The sequence below is a fragment of the Bradyrhizobium liaoningense genome, from assembly GCF_018130785.1.
Lineage (GTDB): Bacteria > Pseudomonadota > Alphaproteobacteria > Rhizobiales > Xanthobacteraceae > Bradyrhizobium > Bradyrhizobium liaoningense_A.
Genome location: NZ_JAFCJT010000006.1, coordinates 170,150 through 187,010, shown reverse-complemented (window position 1 = coordinate 187,010; position 16,861 = coordinate 170,150). Strand labels below are relative to the sequence as shown.

At 63.0% G+C, this 16,861-nt stretch carries 16 protein-coding genes; 9 read left to right on the top strand and 7 right to left on the bottom strand.

Translation table 11 applies throughout. The features are described 5' to 3' along the window. The first annotated feature begins 58 nt into the window (after positions 1 to 58). A complete protein-coding gene (locus JQ627_RS16790; RefSeq protein ID WP_212485271.1) occupies positions 59 to 1,114 on the top strand; it encodes a 2-oxoacid:ferredoxin oxidoreductase subunit beta in 1,056 nt (351 codons plus the stop codon). On the opposite strand, the gene JQ627_RS16785 is transcribed toward JQ627_RS16790, so the two are convergent. The 3 genes from JQ627_RS16785 to JQ627_RS16775 form a co-directional block, all read right to left on the bottom strand. Continuing rightward, positions 1,115 to 1,561 (bottom strand): DUF4399 domain-containing protein, encoded by a 447-nt coding sequence (locus JQ627_RS16785; protein ID WP_212485270.1) that lies wholly within the window; start codon positions 1,559 to 1,561, stop codon positions 1,115 to 1,117. It abuts the gene before it with no gap. Positions 1,562 to 1,578: 17 nt separating this feature from the next. Beyond that, positions 1,579 to 3,120: an SUMF1/EgtB/PvdO family nonheme iron enzyme gene (locus JQ627_RS16780; RefSeq protein WP_212485269.1), complete on the bottom strand. Its 1,542-nt coding sequence runs from the start codon at positions 3,118 to 3,120 to the stop codon at positions 1,579 to 1,581. Between the two features lie 258 nt (positions 3,121 to 3,378). Then, positions 3,379 to 3,963 carry an STM3941 family protein gene (locus JQ627_RS16775; RefSeq protein ID WP_212485268.1) on the bottom strand — a complete coding sequence of 195 codons (585 nt, stop codon included), beginning with the start codon at positions 3,961 to 3,963 and terminating at the stop codon, positions 3,379 to 3,381. A gap of 208 nt (positions 3,964 to 4,171) precedes the next feature. Between JQ627_RS16775 and JQ627_RS16770 the strand changes: the two genes are divergently transcribed. The 6 genes from JQ627_RS16770 (at position 4,172) to JQ627_RS16745 (ending at position 6,840) form a co-directional block, all read left to right on the top strand. Continuing rightward, positions 4,172 to 4,792: a hypothetical protein gene (locus JQ627_RS16770; protein ID WP_212485267.1), complete on the top strand. Its 621-nt coding sequence runs from the start codon at positions 4,172 to 4,174 to the stop codon at positions 4,790 to 4,792. A 39-nt stretch (positions 4,793 to 4,831) separates the two neighbouring features. Continuing rightward, the gene (locus JQ627_RS16765) at positions 4,832 to 5,281 is read left to right on the top strand and encodes a DsrE family protein (RefSeq protein WP_212485266.1); all 450 of its coding nucleotides are present in this window, start codon (positions 4,832 to 4,834) and stop codon (positions 5,279 to 5,281) included. 99 nt (positions 5,282 to 5,380) lie between these two features. Next, positions 5,381 to 5,704: a helix-turn-helix transcriptional regulator gene (locus JQ627_RS16760; RefSeq protein ID WP_212485265.1), complete on the top strand. Its 324-nt coding sequence runs from the start codon at positions 5,381 to 5,383 to the stop codon at positions 5,702 to 5,704. After that, positions 5,701 to 6,132 (top strand): SRPBCC domain-containing protein, encoded by a 432-nt coding sequence (locus tag JQ627_RS16755; RefSeq protein WP_212485264.1) that lies wholly within the window; start codon positions 5,701 to 5,703, stop codon positions 6,130 to 6,132. Before JQ627_RS16760 ends, JQ627_RS16755 begins: the two co-directional genes overlap by 4 nt. Positions 6,133 to 6,176: 44 nt before the next feature. After that, complete coding sequence (locus JQ627_RS16750) at positions 6,177 to 6,395, top strand: hypothetical protein (RefSeq protein ID WP_071910157.1); 219 nt, start codon at positions 6,177 to 6,179, stop codon at positions 6,393 to 6,395. Positions 6,396 to 6,399: 4 nt separating this feature from the next. Beyond that, positions 6,400 to 6,840 carry a DUF1801 domain-containing protein gene (locus tag JQ627_RS16745; protein WP_212485263.1) on the top strand — a complete coding sequence of 147 codons (441 nt, stop codon included), beginning with the start codon at positions 6,400 to 6,402 and terminating at the stop codon, positions 6,838 to 6,840. Between the two features lie 121 nt (positions 6,841 to 6,961). Here JQ627_RS16745 and JQ627_RS16740 read toward each other — a convergent pair whose 3' ends face one another. From JQ627_RS16740 to JQ627_RS16725, 4 genes are all read right to left on the bottom strand, one after another. Beyond that, the gene (locus JQ627_RS16740) at positions 6,962 to 8,497 is read right to left on the bottom strand and encodes a SpoVR family protein (RefSeq protein WP_212485262.1); all 1,536 of its coding nucleotides are present in this window, start codon (positions 8,495 to 8,497) and stop codon (positions 6,962 to 6,964) included. Then, positions 8,494 to 9,771, bottom strand: a complete 1,278-nt coding sequence (locus JQ627_RS16735) for a YeaH/YhbH family protein (protein WP_212485383.1) — start codon at positions 9,769 to 9,771, stop codon at positions 8,494 to 8,496. Before JQ627_RS16735 ends, JQ627_RS16740 begins: the two co-directional genes overlap by 4 nt. Before the next feature lie 19 nt (positions 9,772 to 9,790). Further along, positions 9,791 to 11,734 carry a PrkA family serine protein kinase gene (locus tag JQ627_RS16730; protein ID WP_212485261.1) on the bottom strand — a complete coding sequence of 648 codons (1,944 nt, stop codon included), beginning with the start codon at positions 11,732 to 11,734 and terminating at the stop codon, positions 9,791 to 9,793. Between the two features lie 299 nt (positions 11,735 to 12,033). Next, entirely contained in the window at positions 12,034 to 12,666 is a 633-nt protein-coding gene (locus JQ627_RS16725) for an STM3941 family protein (RefSeq protein ID WP_212485260.1), read from the bottom strand. Between the two features lie 330 nt (positions 12,667 to 12,996). Here JQ627_RS16725 and JQ627_RS16720 point away from each other — a divergent pair, with 330 nt between their 5' ends. Together JQ627_RS16720 and gnd are read left to right on the top strand one after the other, a co-directional pair. Beyond that, positions 12,997 to 15,846: a bifunctional transaldolase/phosoglucose isomerase gene (locus tag JQ627_RS16720; protein WP_212485259.1), complete on the top strand. Its 2,850-nt coding sequence runs from the start codon at positions 12,997 to 12,999 to the stop codon at positions 15,844 to 15,846. 12 nt (positions 15,847 to 15,858) lie between these two features. Next, a complete protein-coding gene (gene gnd / locus JQ627_RS16715; protein ID WP_212485258.1) occupies positions 15,859 to 16,857 on the top strand; it encodes a phosphogluconate dehydrogenase (NAD(+)-dependent, decarboxylating) in 999 nt (332 codons plus the stop codon). Positions 16,858 to 16,861: the final 4 nt, after the last annotated feature.

Here is a 16,861-nt window from a genome sequence, read left to right as displayed (position 1 = left end):
AGACGTGGATGGCCGGGACAAGCCCGGCCATGACGGGCCTGAATTAGCAGGTGATCCGATGACCTATATTGCAAAGCCGAAATTCCATCATCCGGGCCTGAAGAAGAACGAGCTCGGCTACACGCACCGCGACTACGAGGGCAAGATCTCGACGCTGTGCGCCGGCTGCGGTCACGATTCCATCACGGCCTCGATCATCGAGGCGTGCTACGAGCTCTCGATCGAGCCGCACAGGGTTGCGAAGATATCCGGCATCGGCTGCTCCTCGAAGACGCCGGACTACTTCCTCGGCAATTCGCACGGCTTCAACTCCGTGCACGGCCGCATGCCGTCGGTCTTGACCGGCGCCAACCTCGCCAACCGCGATCTGATCTATCTCGGCGTCTCCGGCGACGGCGACTCCGCCTCGATCGGCTTCGGCCAGTTCGCGCATTCGATCCGGCGCGGCGTCAACATGACCTATATCGTCGAGAACAACGGCGTCTACGGCCTGACCAAGGGCCAGTTCTCGGCAACCGCCGACCGCGGCTCGAAGTCCAAGAAGGGCGTCACCAACACCGACAACGCGATCGACCTCGTCGCGATCGCGCTGCAACTCGGAGCCACCTTCGTCGCGCGCTCGTTCTCGGGCGACAAGACCCAGCTCGTGCCGCTGATCGCCGCCGCGATCCGCCACAAGGGCGCGTCCTTCATCGACGTCATCAGCCCCTGCATCGCCTTCAACAACCACGCCGGTTCGACCAAGAGCTTCGATTATGTGCGCGAGCACAATGACGCCGTGAACCGGCTCGACGTGCTGGTCGGGCGCGATCCCATCGCCGTCGATTACGCGCCGGGAACGGTGCAGATGGTCGAGCAGCACGACGGCAGCAAGATCGCGCTACGCAAGATCGACGCGGATTACGACCCGCACGACCGCCTCGGCGCCCAGACCTTCCTCCAGAAGCACGCCGCCAAGGGACAGATCGTCACCGGTCTGCTCTACGTCGATCCTGATGCGGAAGACCTGCACGAGCATCTCGACACGGTCGAGACGCCACTCAACGCGCTGGAGGCGGACACGCTGTGCCCGGGCTCGGCGGTGCTGGACAAGATCAACGCCAGCCTGCGGTGATCATCTACCGCGCTCGGCCGGCTGCCTGACACGTATGGTGATCTTCTCCGATATGACGGGCGGCTCGAACGGATAGTGCTTCGCGTCGCCCAGCACCAGTTGCAGCGTGTGCGTTCCGGGTGGAAGTTCGAGCTGGGTTTCGGTCTGCCCCGCCCCAAAGTGCAGGTGCGACTTGTCCTGCGGGATTGGCTCCTTGGAATCGATGGGATCGTTGACGTCGACCAACAAATGATGATGGCCGGCGTTCTGGTAGTCGTCGCCGGCGTGCGTCACGCCCATATTGCGCAAGCCGAACCGAACCCAGAACCCGCCGCGAACCTTCTGCCCGTCACGTGGCGTGATGAAATAAAGCTTGGCGTCCTTGGGAGCGGTCTTGCCCTGCGGATAGGCGACGCCTGGGAGCAATGCAAGCGCCGCCGCCAGGGCAGCGCCACGAATGATCTGCATCGAAATGACTCCACCACTTAAGGACTTAGAGCAACGCGGAATCCATGCGTCGGATAACGGACATTGGTATCGTAGCCATCGCGGTTGGACGGCCTCACATATCTCGAATCGTTCTTCCATGAACCCGAGCGCAGGACATGCGACGAGCAGTCCGCGCCGGTCCATGCCGAGCCGTCACCGGGTGCGCCCTGATAGGTCCTGCGCCAGCAGTCCTCGACCCACTGATCGACACCGCCACCCATGTCGTGGAGGCCGAACGGATTCGGCTTGAAGCTGCCGACCTTCGCCGGCTGCTCCGCAGCGAGGTCACCGCAATCCTTGCATCCGGCCATGCCTGGCTGGAGCTTGTCGCCCCACCAATATTTCGTCTGCGTACCGCCGCGCGCGGCGTATTCCCATTCGGCTTCGCTCGGAAGCCGGTAAGGCTTCTTCGTCGCCTGCGCGAGCCAGGCCGCATATTGCTTCGCGTCGGTCCAGCTCACATTGGTGATCGGCGCATCGTCCTTGCCGTTGGCGGTGAAACCGCACGCCTTTGCAGCCGCGCATTCGTTCCATTCCTTCACGGTCACCGGATATTTCCCGACCGAGAACGGCTTGACCGTGACCTGATGGACGGGACGTTCGGTCGGGTCGTCATTGCTTCCCATCGCGAAGCTGCCGCCGCGGATGGCGATCATCTCGGGCTCGCGGAGCGGCGTGGCCGACGGGCTGGGTGCTTGACTCGGTGCCGGAGCGGGCGATGGCGATGATGCCGCCAATGAAGGAGACGGCTGCGGCGCCTGTGTCGCTGCGTCTCGCGGTGGAGGTTGCGGGCTCGGTGATGCCACCGGAGCAACAGTCGGCGCGGCGGCCTGCTCGTTCACCCTGCCCGACGGTTGCGCCAGCAGATACCACAGCACGCCGGAAGCGATCACGAGGAGCGTGACGCCCAGAAGGAAGATCAGGATATTCTCGCGCCGTCCTCGCGTCCTCGCGACAGCATCCGCGTCCGGCAGAACGCGATAGACCCGGACCGGATCGGTGATGTTCTTGACCTTGCGGTCCCCGAGCGACTCATAGCCGCACACCACCTTGTGCTTGATCTGCTCGTAGATCGCGCCCGAGATATAGACCTGACCGGGCTCGGCGATACCCTCGATACGCGTGGCGATGTTGACGCCGTCGCCGTAGATATCGTCCGGCTCTACGATGACGTCGCCCAGATTGACGCCGATCCGGTATTCGATCCGGGAGTCCTTCGGAAGCGTAGCGTTGCGCCCGACGAGATTCTGCTGGATGACGATGCTGCAGCGAACGGCCTCGACGGGGCTGTCGAAGATCGCGATGAAGCCATCGCCCGTCGTCTTCACCAGCGCTCCATGGTGTTCGACGATGCTGGGCTGGATGAGATCCCGCTCGATCCGCTTGACGCGGACATGCGTGCCTTCCTCGTCGGCCTGCATCAAGCGGCTGTAGGACGCGATATCACCGACGATGATTGCCGCGAGACGACGAGGCATCGAGCCGTGTGGAGGCGGCTCGTCATGATTTCCGGATCTGAAGTTACGAATTTCGCCCATAGCCGGGCTCCACAAACTTGCAAAGACGGATCAGCTTACGACTTCGAAATGCAGTTGTCTGTGAAGGCTATCACATTGATGAACCGCGACAAATGTCGCCGGAATCAGCACCGAGTTCCCTGGGCCGCGAGGATTGAACCTTCATGGTCCGACGGCGACTAAGGCTGATCCAAGGCAACCTGGCAATCGGGCCTGTGCCTACTTCGTCCGACACTGCGATGTGCAGCATCTTACCCGATGCCAGGGATTCCCCGCTGCTTAGCTGACAGCCTCGGGCTCCGGTTCAGGCTCCGGTATGGAGTGGCCCGAATGGGCAGGTCGTCCGGCCCCCCAATATTGCTTGCAGGTCTCGAGCAATGTCTCGACGTCCATGGTCAGGCCGCCTGCATTGACGATCACGCCGTCAGCGCCAAGCGCCTTGTTCATCCGCGACACGGCGCGCGTCAGAAATCCTCCGGAGAAACGCCCGGCAACAAGAGGGTCGAGTTTGAGCACCACGAACTTCTGCGTGCGACGCTCCCACATCAGTATCTTCCGCACGGAACTCCAGGCGATGGTCTCGTCGGCGAGCCTCGTGTCGCGAATGCCGACACGGCTGATGAAGACGACCGGCGACCTGGCGGAGATCAACCTCGAGAGCATCCTGCAGGTGCCAAGGCCGAAAAACACCGCGCCGACATAGCAGGCTGCGACCTGGAACGTGGTGATGTTCTTGCCTTGCTGCCACATGAATGCGAGCGCAGCACAGAGCAGCGTCAGCAACAGACCGACGCCGAAAAAGATCAGCAGCCGTCCCCGGGAATAACCGATCGTAATGTTGGGCAAGTTCTGACCTATGGACATTTTCGACCGCCACCAGCCATTTGCGACAACTTGTGGTTTATGAACGCCTCTCCTTCTAAAATACTAGGACTGGAACCTTGCGCGAGGCTGCCCGCAGGATTGCGAGGCATTCGCGCTTGAACGCGTCGCGTTCGGCTTGCGACCAACCGCCAGCTGGGCCCCCTGCCGTCTCGACGCGGGCCTCAACACCTCTCGCGCGGGTGCGATCATGAAGCTTGCCGTTATCCTTCCGCTTGTTCTTGCCGCGCTCGTCGGCGCCGCCCGCGCCGAGGAAGGCGACGATATCCGCGAGGCGAGCAAGGCCGAGGCCGAAACCTTCAATGCGCGGATGTATGCGGGCCCGCCCGGCAGCAAGGCCTATGCCTGCTTCGTCCGCCGCTACGATGCCGAACATCTGGCCCGGCACCCGAAGCAGAAGGTCGCCTCGATGAAGCTGCTGGTCTCGGCGGAATACGACAACGAGGACAAGCAGCTCCACAATTCCTTCCGGCTCGGCTTCAGATATCGCCATCGCTCCGGCGATTTCAGGTCCGGCGGGTCCTGTAGCCAAGTGGTGTTCACCAAAGATGGCAACGAAATCCGCCTCGGCTGCGGCATCGATTGCGAAGGCGGCAGCATCGGCGTGGCGCTCGCGAAAGACGACAAGTCGGCCATCGTGCGGCTCGAAAGGATCAGGGTCTGGCAGAACGACAAGCCGGATAGCGAAGCCGAGGAGTCGCTGATGGCTGGTGTCGACGACGGGATTTTCCGCCTCGACCGCACCGACAACAGCGAATGCGCCCCGCTGGCGACGGACCGCAAGGAACTCGCCGCGCTGCGTCACAAGTGATATGCGTCGGCGGAAATCAGGCCAGTCGAGGGAGATCGCATGAACCGCCGGAACATCTTGTGGAGCGTCGCTTCGGCCGTGGGCGCGGCGCTTGGCGTCTCCAGCGCGAAGGCCGCGACGGAAGCCAGCGCCGGCAACAAGCTCAAGGTCGTCTATCACCTCAGCGACGCCGAGAAGGTCAATTTCGTGCTCGGCAACATCCAGAACCACATTGACGGCGTCGGCGGCCCCGATCATGTGGCCATCGCGCTGGTGATCCACGGGCCGGCACTGAAGGCGTTTCACCGGGCGCAGGCCAACCCCGACGTCAGCAAACGCGTCGGCGATTTCTCCAAGGACGGTGTCGAGCTCGCGGCGTGCGCCAACACGATGAAGGCACAGAACGTCACCCTGACGGATTTGCTGCCGGGTTTCGTCAGCGCGGAGAAAGGCGGCGTGGTCCGTTTGGCCGAGCTCCAGTCGCAGGGCTATCTCTACCTGCGGCCTTAGAGCTGCGCGCAGCGAGCGCCACATTCCCCCATCGCACTTGACTTACCCATAACTCTACGGTTATGAGTTTATCCATAACTTTTGGGTTATGGATCTCATATGTCCGCCGCGCACGATCTTCTGTTCAGGACGCTCGCCGATCCCACCCGGCGGGCGATCTTCGAGCGGCTGTGCCGGGAGGGCGAGCAGACGGTCGGGGCACTGACCGCGACATCAGGCGTTTCCCAGCCGGCGGTCTCGAAACATCTCGGCGCGCTGAAGCTCGCAGGGCTGGTGCGCGACCGCCATGAAGGGCGCCAGACCCATTACCGCGCGCAGCCCGGCGCGCTGAATCCGCTGATCGACTGGACCGGCCAGATGGCCGGCTTCTGGCAGAACCGGCTCGATGCTCTCGACGATCTCCTGAAGAGGATGGACCAATGACCGAAGCTGCCGCCGAGATGCGCTCCGTGGTGATCGAGCGCGAATTTGCCTTTCCGACCGAGCGGATCTGGCGCGCGCTGACGCAGCCGCATCTGATCGAGGAATGGCTGATGAAGAACGACTTCAAGCCGGTCGTCGGTCATCGCTTCAATCTCCGCGGCGAATGGGGCGGCGTGCTGGATTGCGAGGTCCTCACCATCGAGCCGCAACGCGCGCTCGCCTATACCTGGAATTTCTCGCATGAGGACGCCGCGTTCGATCTGAAGAGCGTGGTGACCTTCACGCTGACACCGACGAATGCGGGCACGCATTTGCGCGTCGAGCAGGCGGGCTTCAGCCCGACGCAGAAGCAGGCCTATGGCGGCGCGCATGCCGGCTGGAAGCAGTTTTTCGCCAAGCTGGACGAGGTGCTGGCGCGGGCTGACTAGGTCCCTCGCCGGCCTTCATTCGATCATCTCAAGAGGAGGTTTCATTGACCGGGAATATGTGGGTTCGACAAATCCATCGCTGGCTGTCCATCGCTTTCACGCTCGCCGTGATCGCGAACATTGTTGCCCTGACGCTACAAATCCAGGCCACGTGGATCGGGCTGCTGGCATTCGTCCCGCTGATTCCGTTGCTCGCGACCGGGCTCTACATGTTCGCGCTGCCCTATGTCAGCCGTCGCAGCGGCGCGCGGCAAGAGGCGTGATCGTATGAAGAAGGCTGTGACCGCGAAGACAAACAGCGCGACCAGGACGGACAGCGCTTCGCCATCCAGGATGATCGACGGCAGGATCAAGGAGCTCGGCGACTGGCGCGGCGAGATGCTGGGGCGAGTCCGCGGCCTGATCAAGGAGGCCGATCCTGATGTCGTCGAGGAATGGAAATGGCGCGGCGTTCCCGTGTGGGAGCACGACGGCATCATCTGCACCGGCGAGACCTACAAGGCCGTCGTGAAGCTGACTTTTGCCAAGGGTGCGGCGCTGGACGACCCGTCCGGCCTGTTCAATTCGAGCCTCGAGGGAAACGTACGGCGCGCGATCGACATTCGCGAAGGCGAAAAGATCAACGAGAAGGCGTTGAAGACGCTCGTTCGCGCGGCGGTGGAGCTGAATGCGTCCAAGAAGAAGCCCACAAAGAAGCGATCGGCTTAAGGTGCGGAGAGATACGCCTCACCCAATGAGCTTGTGTTTACCGGCGTCGCTGCGCTCTCCCACAAGGGGCGAGGGCACATCAACGCGCATCTCGCAGTATTGCTTCGCTTGCCAGCCTGCCTCAAGCCGCTGCCGTTATCGGACGCGGGCTTACGACATATTCGCGCAAGACCTTGTCGTTGGCATCGACCTCGATCAGTGAGACGTCGTAGGTCCAGAGATCGGCGAGGTGCTGGAGCACGCGCTTGGCGTCGGTCTCGTTGAGCTGCGAGCCCTTGATGACGTGGTGATGCAGGATCAGCCGGCGGTCGCCGGAGAGATCGACGTCGACCACTTCGATGTTGGCATCGATGAAGCCGACATCATGCTGCCGCGCCAGCTCGCGCCGCACCCGGCGGAAGCCGCGATCGTCGTGAATGGCATCGACCCGGATGCCGGCGCGCTCCTCGGGATCGTCGTGCAGGTGGAACATGCGGAAGTGCCGCATCAGCTTCGGGCTCAGGAACTGCGCAATGAAGCTTTCATCGCGGTAGTTGGCCCAGACGTCGCGCAACACGCCCATCACGTCGTTCTTGCCGGCAATGTCGGGGAACCACTCGCGGTCCTCGTCTTCCGGCCTGGTGACGATGCGCTCGATGTCCTGCATCACGGCAAAGCCGAGCGCATAGGGATTGAACCCGGAGAAGCGCGGATCGTCGAACTCGGGCTGGAATACCACGTTGGTGTGCGATTGCAGGAATTCGAGGAAGTTGCCGTCGGTGATGCGGCCCTGCTGATGCAGCTTTGTCATGATGCGATAGTGGACGTAGGTCGCCGTCCCCTCGTTCATCACCTTGGTCTGGCTCTGCGGATAGAAATATTGCGCGATGTGGCGGACGATGCGCAAAAGCTCGCGCTGCCAGGGCGCCAGCCGCGGCGCGCTCTTCTCAAGGAAATAGAGCAGGTTTTCCTGCGGCAGGCCAAGCAGCTTGCGGCGGCGCTCGATGCTGAGCGCGGAGCGGGTCTTCGACGCCCCCTTCGGCACGGTGCGCCAGAGGTCGTTGAAGACCTCCTCCTCGTGCTGACGGCGGCGCCCTGCCCGCTTCTCCTCGGCGCGCAAATCCAGCTTCTTCTTGCCGGGATAGCGGTCGATGCCGTGCGACATCAGCGCATGCGCGGCATCCAAGGTGCGCTCGACCTCGACGCGGCCGTAGCGCTCCTCGCAGCTCATCACGTAGTTCTTGGCAAAGTCGAGATAGTCCAGAATGCCGTCGGCGTCGGTCCACTGCTTGAACAGATAGTTGTTCTTGAAGAAGTGGTTGTGGCCGAAGGCGGCGTGGGCGATCACCAGCGTCTGCATCGTCGCCGTGTTCTCCTCCATCAGATAGGAGATGCAGGGCGAGGAGTTGATCACGATCTCATAGGCAAGCCCCATCAGGCCCTTGCGGTAGGACGCCTCGTGGAACGCAAAGTGCTTGCCGAACGACCAGTGCTTGTAGAACAGCGGCATGCCGACCGACGAGTACGCATCCAGCATCTGCTCGGCGGTGATGACCTCGATCTGGTTCGGGTAGACGTCGAGCCCGAGATCCTTCGTCGCCACCTCCTCGCAGGCATCCGTGATGCGCTGCAAGGTGTGGAAATCCCAATCGGCGCCTTCGAACAAGCGTTCCGTCATGGAGCGGCTTTCTCCTGGGAAGTTTCGCGGCGCTGGAACAGATCGTGGAACACGGGGAAGATCTCGCTGCGCTCGCTGACCTTGCGCATCGAGAGCGGTGCGCCGCTGTTGCGCAGCCGGTCGTAGAGGGTCCAGAGCGAGGAGTCGGAGAGATCGAAGGCGCTGCCGCCGGCCTCCCCGACCTCGAGATAGGCAAAGAACTGGCAGACCGGCAGGATCTTGTCGGTCAGCAGCATGCCCGTGAGCTCGCCGTCGGAATAGGAATTGTCGCCGTCGGAGGCTTGCGCGGCGTAGATGTTCCAGTCCGACGGGTTGAAGCGCTCGCGCACGATCTCATGCATCGCGTGGAGCGCGCTGGAGACCAGCGTGCCGCCCGAGGCCGGACCGTAGAAGAAGGTCTGCTCGTCCACCTCCTCGGCGCGGTCGGTGTGGCGGATGAAGACGATCTCGACATGCTTGTAGCGGCGCTTCAGGAACACGTAGAGCAGCATGTAGAAACGCTTGGCCAGATCCTTCATGTGCTCGGACATCGAGCCGGACACGTCCATCAGGCAGAACATCACCGCCTGCGCGACGGGCTTGGGCACGGTCTCGAAGCGGCGATAGCGGATGTCCAGGGGATCGATGAAGGGAATCCGCTTGGTCTTCGCCTTCAGCTTTTCGAGCTGGGCGAGCAGCACCACACGCTCGTCCTCGTCGGTGCATGCGGCGATCGCGGCTTCCAGCTCTTCGATCTCGTCCTTGCGGGGACGCTTGAGCGCGATGCGACGCGCAAGCGCGAGCTTCACCGTCCGGCTGACCGAGATGTTGGCGGGCGAGCCGGCCGTGGTGTAGCCGGCGCGCTGGATGCCCTCGCTCTCGGTCTGCGCGATCTTGCGCTTGGCAAGATCCGGCAGCTCGAGGTCATCGAGGAACAGATCCACGAACTCGTCGCGGCTCAGGACGAAGCGGAAGGCGTCCTCGCTGTCGCCTTCGCCAGGACCGGAATCCTTGGCGCTGCCCTGGCCAGACCGCTGGAGGTAGTCGCCCTCGATGAACTTCTTGTTCCCGGGCAATACCATGTCGCGCGTTCCGCCTTCACGGCGGAAACGCGGCTCGTGCATGCCGTCGAGCGGTATCGTGACCTCGCCACCCTCCAGGACGTCCTTGATGTCGCGTTCCTGCGAGGTCTTCTTGACGGCGCCCTGCACCAGGGATTTGGCCCGACGCAAGAACCGCTGCCGGTTCTCAAGACTCTTGCCGCCTGGATTCAGGCGCCTGTCAATAATGTGAATGGGCACTTTTCCATCCGCCTCAACCGGCCTGCTTCACACGCATGTACCATTCGACGAGCCGGCGAACCTGACGCTCGGTGTAGCCTCGCTCCACCATGCGTGCGACGAACTCGCCGTGCTTCTTCTCCGTCTCGCCGTCCTTCTTCGACCCGAAGGAGATGACCGGAAGCAGGTCCTCGACCTGGGAGAATATCCGCTTTTCGATCACGTCGCGAATCTTCTCGTAGGACGTCCAGGTCGGATTTTTGCCACCGTTCTGGGCCCGCGACCGTAACGAGAATTTGACGACCTCGTTGCGGAAGTCCTTGGGGTTGGCGATGCCCGCCGGCTTCTCGATTTTCGTCAGTTCCTGGTTCAAAAGCTCGCGATCGAGCAGCTGGCCGGTGTCCGGATCCTTGAAGTCCTGATCCTCGATCCAGGCATCGGCGTAGTCGACGTAGCGGTCGAACAGATTCTGGCCGTAATCCGAGTAGGATTCGAGATAGGCCTTCTGGATCTCGTTGCCGATGAACTCGGCGTAGCGCGGCGCCAGCTCCGCCTTGATGAATTCGAGATAGCGCTTCTCGACTTCCTCCGGGAGCTGCTCGCGGCGGATCGACTGCTCCAGCGCGTACATCAGATGCACGGCGTCGGCGGCGACTTCCTGCGGATCGTGGTTGAAGGTCGCAGCCAGGATCTTGAAGGCAAAGCGCGTGGAGACGCCGTCCATGCCCTCGTCGACGCCGGCGGCATCGCGATATTCCTGGACGCTCCGTGCCTTCGGATCGGATTCCTTCAGGCTCTCGCCGTCATAGACCCGCATCTTGCCGAACAGCGTGGAGTTCTCGTGCTTGCGCAGGCGCGACATCACCGAGAACCGCGCCAGCGTCTCCAGCGTCGAGGGCGCGCACGGCGCGGCCGCCAGCTCCGAGCCCTGGATCAGCTTTTCGTAGATTTTCTGCTCTTCGGTGACCCGGAGGCAGTACGGCACCTTGATCACGCAGATGCGGTCGATGAAGGCCTCGTTGTTCTTGTTGGCCTTGAAGCTCGACCACTCGGCCTCGTTCGAGTGGGCGAGGATCACGCCGGTGAAGGGGATCGCGCCGATATTCTCGGTGCCGATGTAATTGCCCTCCTGCGTTGCGGTGAGCAGCGGGTGCAGCATCTTGATCGGCGCCTTGAACATCTCGACGAATTCAAGGATGCCCTGGTTGGCGCGGTTGAGGCCGCCGGAATAGCTGTAGGCGTCGGGATCGTTCTGCGCGTAGGTCTCGAGCTTGCGGATATCGACCTTGCCGACCAGCGACGAGATGTCCTGGTTGTTCTCGTCACCAGGCTCGGTCTTGGAGACCGCGATCTGGCGCAGCCGCGACGGCTGGATCTTTGCGACACGAAACTGAGAAATGTCGCCGCCGAAGGCTTCCAGCCGCTTGTAGCACCACGGGCTCATCAGGCCGGTGAGGCGCCGGCGCGGAATGCCGTACTTCTCTTCCAGCATCGGTCCGAGATGATCGGGATCGAACAGGCTGAGCGGGCTTTCGAACACGGGCGAGAGTTCATCGCCGGCTTTCAGCACGTAGATCGGCTGCACTTCCATCAGCGACTTGAGCCGCTCGGCGAGCGAGGATTTGCCACCGCCGACCGGGCCGAGCAGATAGAGGATCTGCTTGCGCTCTTCGAGACCTTGAGCCGCGTGACGGAAGAAGCCGACGATGCGCTCGATGGTTTCTTCCATGCCGTAGAAGCCGGCGAAGGCCGGATAGGTGCGGATCGTTCGGTTCAAAAAAATACGGCCAAGGCGGGTATCCTTGGCCGTGTCAATCGTCTGAGGATCACCGATCGCCGCTAGCAGCCGTTCAGCCGCGTTCGCGTATTTCATGGGATCGCTTCGACACGATTCCAGATATTCCGCCATCGACATGTCGTGTTGGCTTCTCGCCTCGAACGACTTAGCGAAAGCGTTGAATAGAGAATCGTTATACATGATCCCTCTCCGCGTGAGTTCCGCTACAAGCTGAAACGAAAGCAGTTACCGGACCGTTCCTCAGGCCGTTTCGAATCAGCGTGAGCACATGACGATCATTGGACACCCGGGTGCTAACGCGACGCAACGCACAACGTAGGCACTCGCTGAGTTACGAACAGGCACATGCCTGTAATTTGTGCGAATCTGTAGCTATCTTCGCTCATTTCCAGAAAATGTCACTTGGTCGCAACATCCGGGCATTACCGGGGATGAGCCCATCCGGCACTGCAACATGGAGCGATCCGCGAGCGGCAATCTTATGACGCTTCTACGGCGAAGCCTTGCGCGCGGTGTTCATCTTCCTGCTGCAATGCGGTGCGCGCAGCATGACAATCGCGGCAAGCGCGCAGCAGTGTATCAAAATCGGTCGCCAACCCCTCCGAGCGGATGACAATCCGTTCATTCTGCCGTTCATCCTGCGCGCGGCGCGCCAAGGTGCTGACGGTGCAGAGCTGCCGCTGCAAGGCCGGCGTCAGCGTCAGCACGATCACCTTGTGCCCGCGGCCTTCCTCGGCCGAAATCTCCGCAATCGAGTCCCACAGCAGAAATTCATTGCCGATGCGGAGGTCGCGGATGCCATAGGGGGTGACGATCACCACCGGACCCCGGTCGGCGGGCAGCAGCCAGATCAGCCGGCTGGTCACCAGGCCGAACAACACGACGCCGGCATAGCCGACGGTCGTATCGTAGTCGCCGAGACCGTCCCACCAGTCGAAGGCAAGGCTCGCACTGAACAGGGTCATTGCGAAGCCCGCCGCGACCAGCAGCCGCAGCTGGGTCGTACATGGACTGATTTCGAGATCGTGGGACGCGTCGATGCATACGGCCGGCGCGACCGATTGCGGACTGTCGGCGACAGCGAGCCTGAGGCGGTCATGATGTGCGTGCATGCTTTTCCCCCAGCATGGCCATTCGCGGCCCAGCCACGATGTATCAGGCGGACCGTAGTCCGCTGGTGACACTCCGGGCAGCCATGAGCTGACGAGACGAAGCGGCTGACGTTACGCAACGAGACCTTGGCCAACGCCTCCGGCCCACGACCTTTTTACGCAACACGGCTACTTCCGCCTGGATCGCCATGATCGCGACGGAGTTACACTAGAGGGTATGACGCCTATCCCCTTGATTGGTTCCCTCTTGGGAGCATGTAAGCTAGAGGATAGCGCGTCAGGACTGGCGCGGAAACCCCTCGCCCGCAGGCTTGGAGATAAATAAGCATCATGAATCCCGTCAAAGAGCTGGAAAAGCACGGACAAGCCGTCTGGCTGGACTTCCTGGCCCGTGGCTTCATCGCCAAGGGCGACCTGAAGCGGCTGATCGACACCGACGGCGTCAAGGGCGTCACCTCCAATCCGTCGATCTTCGAGAAGGCGATCGGCAGCTCGGACGAGTATGACGCACCGATCGGCAAGGCGCTGAAGCGCGGCGACCGGACCGTGGCCGACCTGTTCGAGGCCGTCGCGATCGAGGACATCCAGAACGCCGCGGACGTGCTCCGCCCGGTTTATGACCGCCTGAAGGGCGGCGACGGCTATGTCAGCCTCGAAGTCTCGCCCTATCTGGCGATGGACACCGCCGGTACGGTCGCCGAGGCGCGGCGGCTCTGGAAGGATGTCAATCGCAAGAACCTGATGGTGAAGGTGCCCGCGACGCCGGAGGGCCTTCCGGCGATCGAGCAGTTGATCGGCGACGGCATCAGCATCAACATCACGCTGTTGTTCGCCAGGGACGTCTACCTCCAGGTCGCCGAGGCCTATCTCGCCGGTCTGGAAAGATATGTCGCCGACGGCGGCGACCCGTCGCACGTGGCGAGCGTCGCGAGCTTCTTCGTCAGCCGCATCGACTCGGTCGTCGACAAGCAACTCGACGAGAAGATCGCCCGCGCCAACGATCCCAGCGAGAAGGAGCGGCTCGCCGCGCTGAAGGGCAAGGTCGCGATCGCCAACGCCAAGGTCGCCTACCAGGATTACAAGCGCCTGTTCTCCGGCCCGCGCTGGGACAAGCTCGTCGCCAAGGGCGCCAAGCCGCAGCGCATGCTGTGGGCCTCCACCGGCACCAAGAACAAGGACTACAGCGACGTCCTCTATGTCGAGGAGCTGATCGGCCCCGACACCATCAATACCGTGCCGCCGGCGACACTCGACGCGTTCCGCGACCACGGCAAGCCGCGCGACAGCCTCGAAGAGAATGTCGACGACGCCAGGCGCGTGCTGGACGAGCTGGAGCGCTCCGGCGTCTCGCTCGATGCGATCACCAAGGAGCTCGTCAAGGACGGCGTCAAGCAGTTCGCCGATGCCGCGGACAAGCTCTATGGCGCCGTCGCGCACAAGCGGGCAACCGTGCTCGGGCCCGCGATCGACCGCCAGCTTCTCTCGCTCGGCGACGGTCTCGGCAAGGCGGTGGCCAAGAGCACCGAGGAATGGCGCGCGGCGGCAAAGATCCGCAGGCTGTGGCAGCGCGACAAATCGGTCTGGACCGGCGCCGACGAGGACAAATGGCTCGGCTGGCTCGACAGCGCGGCGAAGGCCGACGTTGCCGACTACGAGGATTACGCCAACCGCGTGAAGGGGCAAGAATTCTCCGATGCCGTCGTGCTCGGCATGGGCGGATCGAGCCTCGGCCCCGAGGTGCTGGCCGAGACCTTTGCGCGGAAGTCCGGCTTCCCGAAGCTGCACGTGCTGGATTCCACCGATCCGGCGCAGGTCCGGGCGATGGAGGCCAGGATCGACATCGCCAACACCGTGTTCATCGTGTCCAGCAAATCCGGCGGCACCACCGAGCCGAACGCGATGAAGGATTATTTCCATGAGCGCGTCGCGCAGGCAGTCGGCCCGAACGTGAAGACCGGCCATCGCTTCATCGCGGTGACCGATCCCGGCTCGTCGCTGGAGAAGGCAGCGAAGAGCCTCAACTACGCCCGCATCTTCCATGGCGAACCCTCGATCGGCGGCCGTTATTCGGTGCTCTCGCCGTTCGGCCTGGTGCCGGCGGCAACCGCGGGCATCGACGTCAAGACCTTCGTCAAGCAAGCGCTCGCGATGGCCCGCTCCTGCGGACCGGACGTGCCGCCAAGCGAGAACCCGGGCGTGCAGCTCGGCCTTGCGATGGGCCTCGCCGGCCTCGAAGGCCGCGACAAGGTGACGATCCTGCCGTCGAAGAAGATCGCCGATTTCGGCGCCTGGGCCGAACAGCTCATCGCGGAATCGACCGGCAAGGAAGGCAAGGGCCTGATCCCGATCGCCGGCGAGCCGCTGGGCGAGCCGGCAGTCTACGGCAACGACCGCTTCTTCATCGACATCCGCACCGAGGGCGAGGCGGATGCTGCCCATGACTCCAAGCTTGCCGCGGTCGAAGCGGCTGGCCATCCCGTCGTGCGCATCGTCATGAAGTCGATCGACCATCTCGGCCAGGAGTTCTTCCGCTTCGAGATGGCGACGGCGGTGGCAGGCAGCATCCTCGGCATCAACCCGTTCGACCAGCCGGACGTGGAAGCGGCCAAGATCAAGACCCGCGAGCTCACCGCGTCGTTCGAGAAGACCGGCGCGCTGCCGGCCGAGGAGCCGGTCGTCAGCACGGATGAAGCCGATCTCTACACCGACGAGGCCAACGCCACCGCGCTCCGTGCTGCCGGAGCGAATGGCGACCTGACCTCCTGGCTGAAGGCGCATCTCTCCCGCTCCAACCACGGCGACTATGTCGCCCTGCTCGGCTACATCGCGCGCGACAAGGCCACGATCGACGCACTCCAGACGATGCGTCTCGAAGTGCGCGAGAAGCGTCACGTGGCAACCTGCGCCGAGTTCGGACCGCGCTTCCTGCATTCGACCGGGCAGGCCTACAAGGGCGGACCCGACAGCGGCGTGTTTCTCCAGATCACGGCCGACGACGCCAAGGACTTGTCGGTGCCGGGCCAGAAGGCGAGCTTCGGCGTCATCAAGGCGGCGCAGGCGCGCGGCGACTTCGACGTGCTCACCGAGCGCGGCCGGCGTGCGCTCCGCGTGCACTTGAAGGGGCCGCTCAAGAAAGGTCTCGCGGCGCTCAATGCTGCGCTTAACGACGCACTGAATTAAGGGAAGCTCTCAATGCAACTCGGCATGATCGGCCTCGGCCGGATGGGCGGCAACATCGTTCGCCGCCTGATGCGCCACGGTCATTCGACCGTGGTCTACGACAAGGACGCCAAGGCCGTCGCCGGTCTCGCCGCGGACGGCGCCGTGGGCTCCGCGACGCTGGAAGAGTTCATCGCCAAACTGGAGCGGCCGCGCACCGCCTGGGTGATGCTGCCGGCCGGCCACATCACCGAGACGACGATCGACACGATCGCCGGCGTGATGCAGGAAGGCGACGTCATCATCGACGGCGGCAACACGTTCTGGCAGGACGACGTCCGCCGCGGCAAGGCCCTGAAGCAGCGCGGCATCCATTATGTCGACGTCGGCACATCAGGCGGCGTCTGGGGGCTCGACCGCGGCTATTGCATGATGATCGGCGGCGAGAAGCAGGTGGTCGACCGGCTCGATCCGATCTTCGCCGCGCTCGCGCCCGGCGCCGGCGACATTCCGCGCACGGAGGGACGTGAGGGGCGCGATCCCCGCATCGAGCAGGGCTACATCCATGCAGGTCCCGTGGGCGCCGGCCATTTCGTCAAGATGATCCACAACGGCATCGAATACGGGCTGATGCAGGCCTATGCTGAAGGTTTTGATATTCTCAAGAACGCCAACATTGAGGCGCTGCCGTCAGATCATCGCTACGATTTCGACCTCGCCGACATCGCAGAGGTGTGGCGGCGCGGCAGCGTGATCCCGTCCTGGCTGCTCGATCTCACCTCGACGGCGCTCGCGGACAGCCCTGCACTCGGGGAATATTCCGGCTTCGTCGAGGATTCCGGCGAAGGACGCTGGACCGTGAATGCGGCGATCGACGAGGCCGTGCCGGCCGAAGTTTTGACCGCGGCCCTCTACACACGTTTCCGTTCCCGCAAGGAACACACCTTCGCCGAAAAAATTCTTTCTGCGATGCGTGCAGGATTCGGCGGACACAAGGAGCCGAAGCAGCCGGGCGCTTCGAAACCCAAATAAAAGC

What these genes read in the sequence shown, in the direction of transcription:
- JQ627_RS16790 (WP_212485271.1), top strand. Translation starts at nt 59, where the DNA reads ATGACCTATATTGCAAAGCCGAAATTCCATCATCCGGGCCTGAAGAAG.
- JQ627_RS16785 (WP_212485270.1), bottom strand. Translation starts at nt 1,561, where the DNA reads ATGCAGATCATTCGTGGCGCTGCCCTGGCGGCGGCGCTTGCATTGCTC.
- JQ627_RS16780 (WP_212485269.1), bottom strand. Translation starts at nt 3,120, where the DNA reads ATGGGCGAAATTCGTAACTTCAGATCCGGAAATCATGACGAGCCGCCT.
- JQ627_RS16775 (WP_212485268.1), bottom strand. Translation starts at nt 3,963, where the DNA reads ATGTCCATAGGTCAGAACTTGCCCAACATTACGATCGGTTATTCCCGG.
- JQ627_RS16770 (WP_212485267.1), top strand. Translation starts at nt 4,172, where the DNA reads ATGAAGCTTGCCGTTATCCTTCCGCTTGTTCTTGCCGCGCTCGTCGGC.
- JQ627_RS16765 (WP_212485266.1), top strand. Translation starts at nt 4,832, where the DNA reads ATGAACCGCCGGAACATCTTGTGGAGCGTCGCTTCGGCCGTGGGCGCG.
- JQ627_RS16760 (WP_212485265.1), top strand. Translation starts at nt 5,381, where the DNA reads ATGTCCGCCGCGCACGATCTTCTGTTCAGGACGCTCGCCGATCCCACC.
- JQ627_RS16755 (WP_212485264.1), top strand. Translation starts at nt 5,701, where the DNA reads ATGACCGAAGCTGCCGCCGAGATGCGCTCCGTGGTGATCGAGCGCGAA.
- JQ627_RS16745 (WP_212485263.1), top strand. Translation starts at nt 6,400, where the DNA reads ATGAAGAAGGCTGTGACCGCGAAGACAAACAGCGCGACCAGGACGGAC.
- JQ627_RS16740 (WP_212485262.1), bottom strand. Translation starts at nt 8,497, where the DNA reads ATGACGGAACGCTTGTTCGAAGGCGCCGATTGGGATTTCCACACCTTG.
- JQ627_RS16730 (WP_212485261.1), bottom strand. Translation starts at nt 11,734, where the DNA reads ATGTATAACGATTCTCTATTCAACGCTTTCGCTAAGTCGTTCGAGGCG.
- JQ627_RS16725 (WP_212485260.1), bottom strand. Translation starts at nt 12,666, where the DNA reads ATGCACGCACATCATGACCGCCTCAGGCTCGCTGTCGCCGACAGTCCG.
- JQ627_RS16720 (WP_212485259.1), top strand. Translation starts at nt 12,997, where the DNA reads ATGAATCCCGTCAAAGAGCTGGAAAAGCACGGACAAGCCGTCTGGCTG.
- gnd (WP_212485258.1), top strand. Translation starts at nt 15,859, where the DNA reads ATGCAACTCGGCATGATCGGCCTCGGCCGGATGGGCGGCAACATCGTT.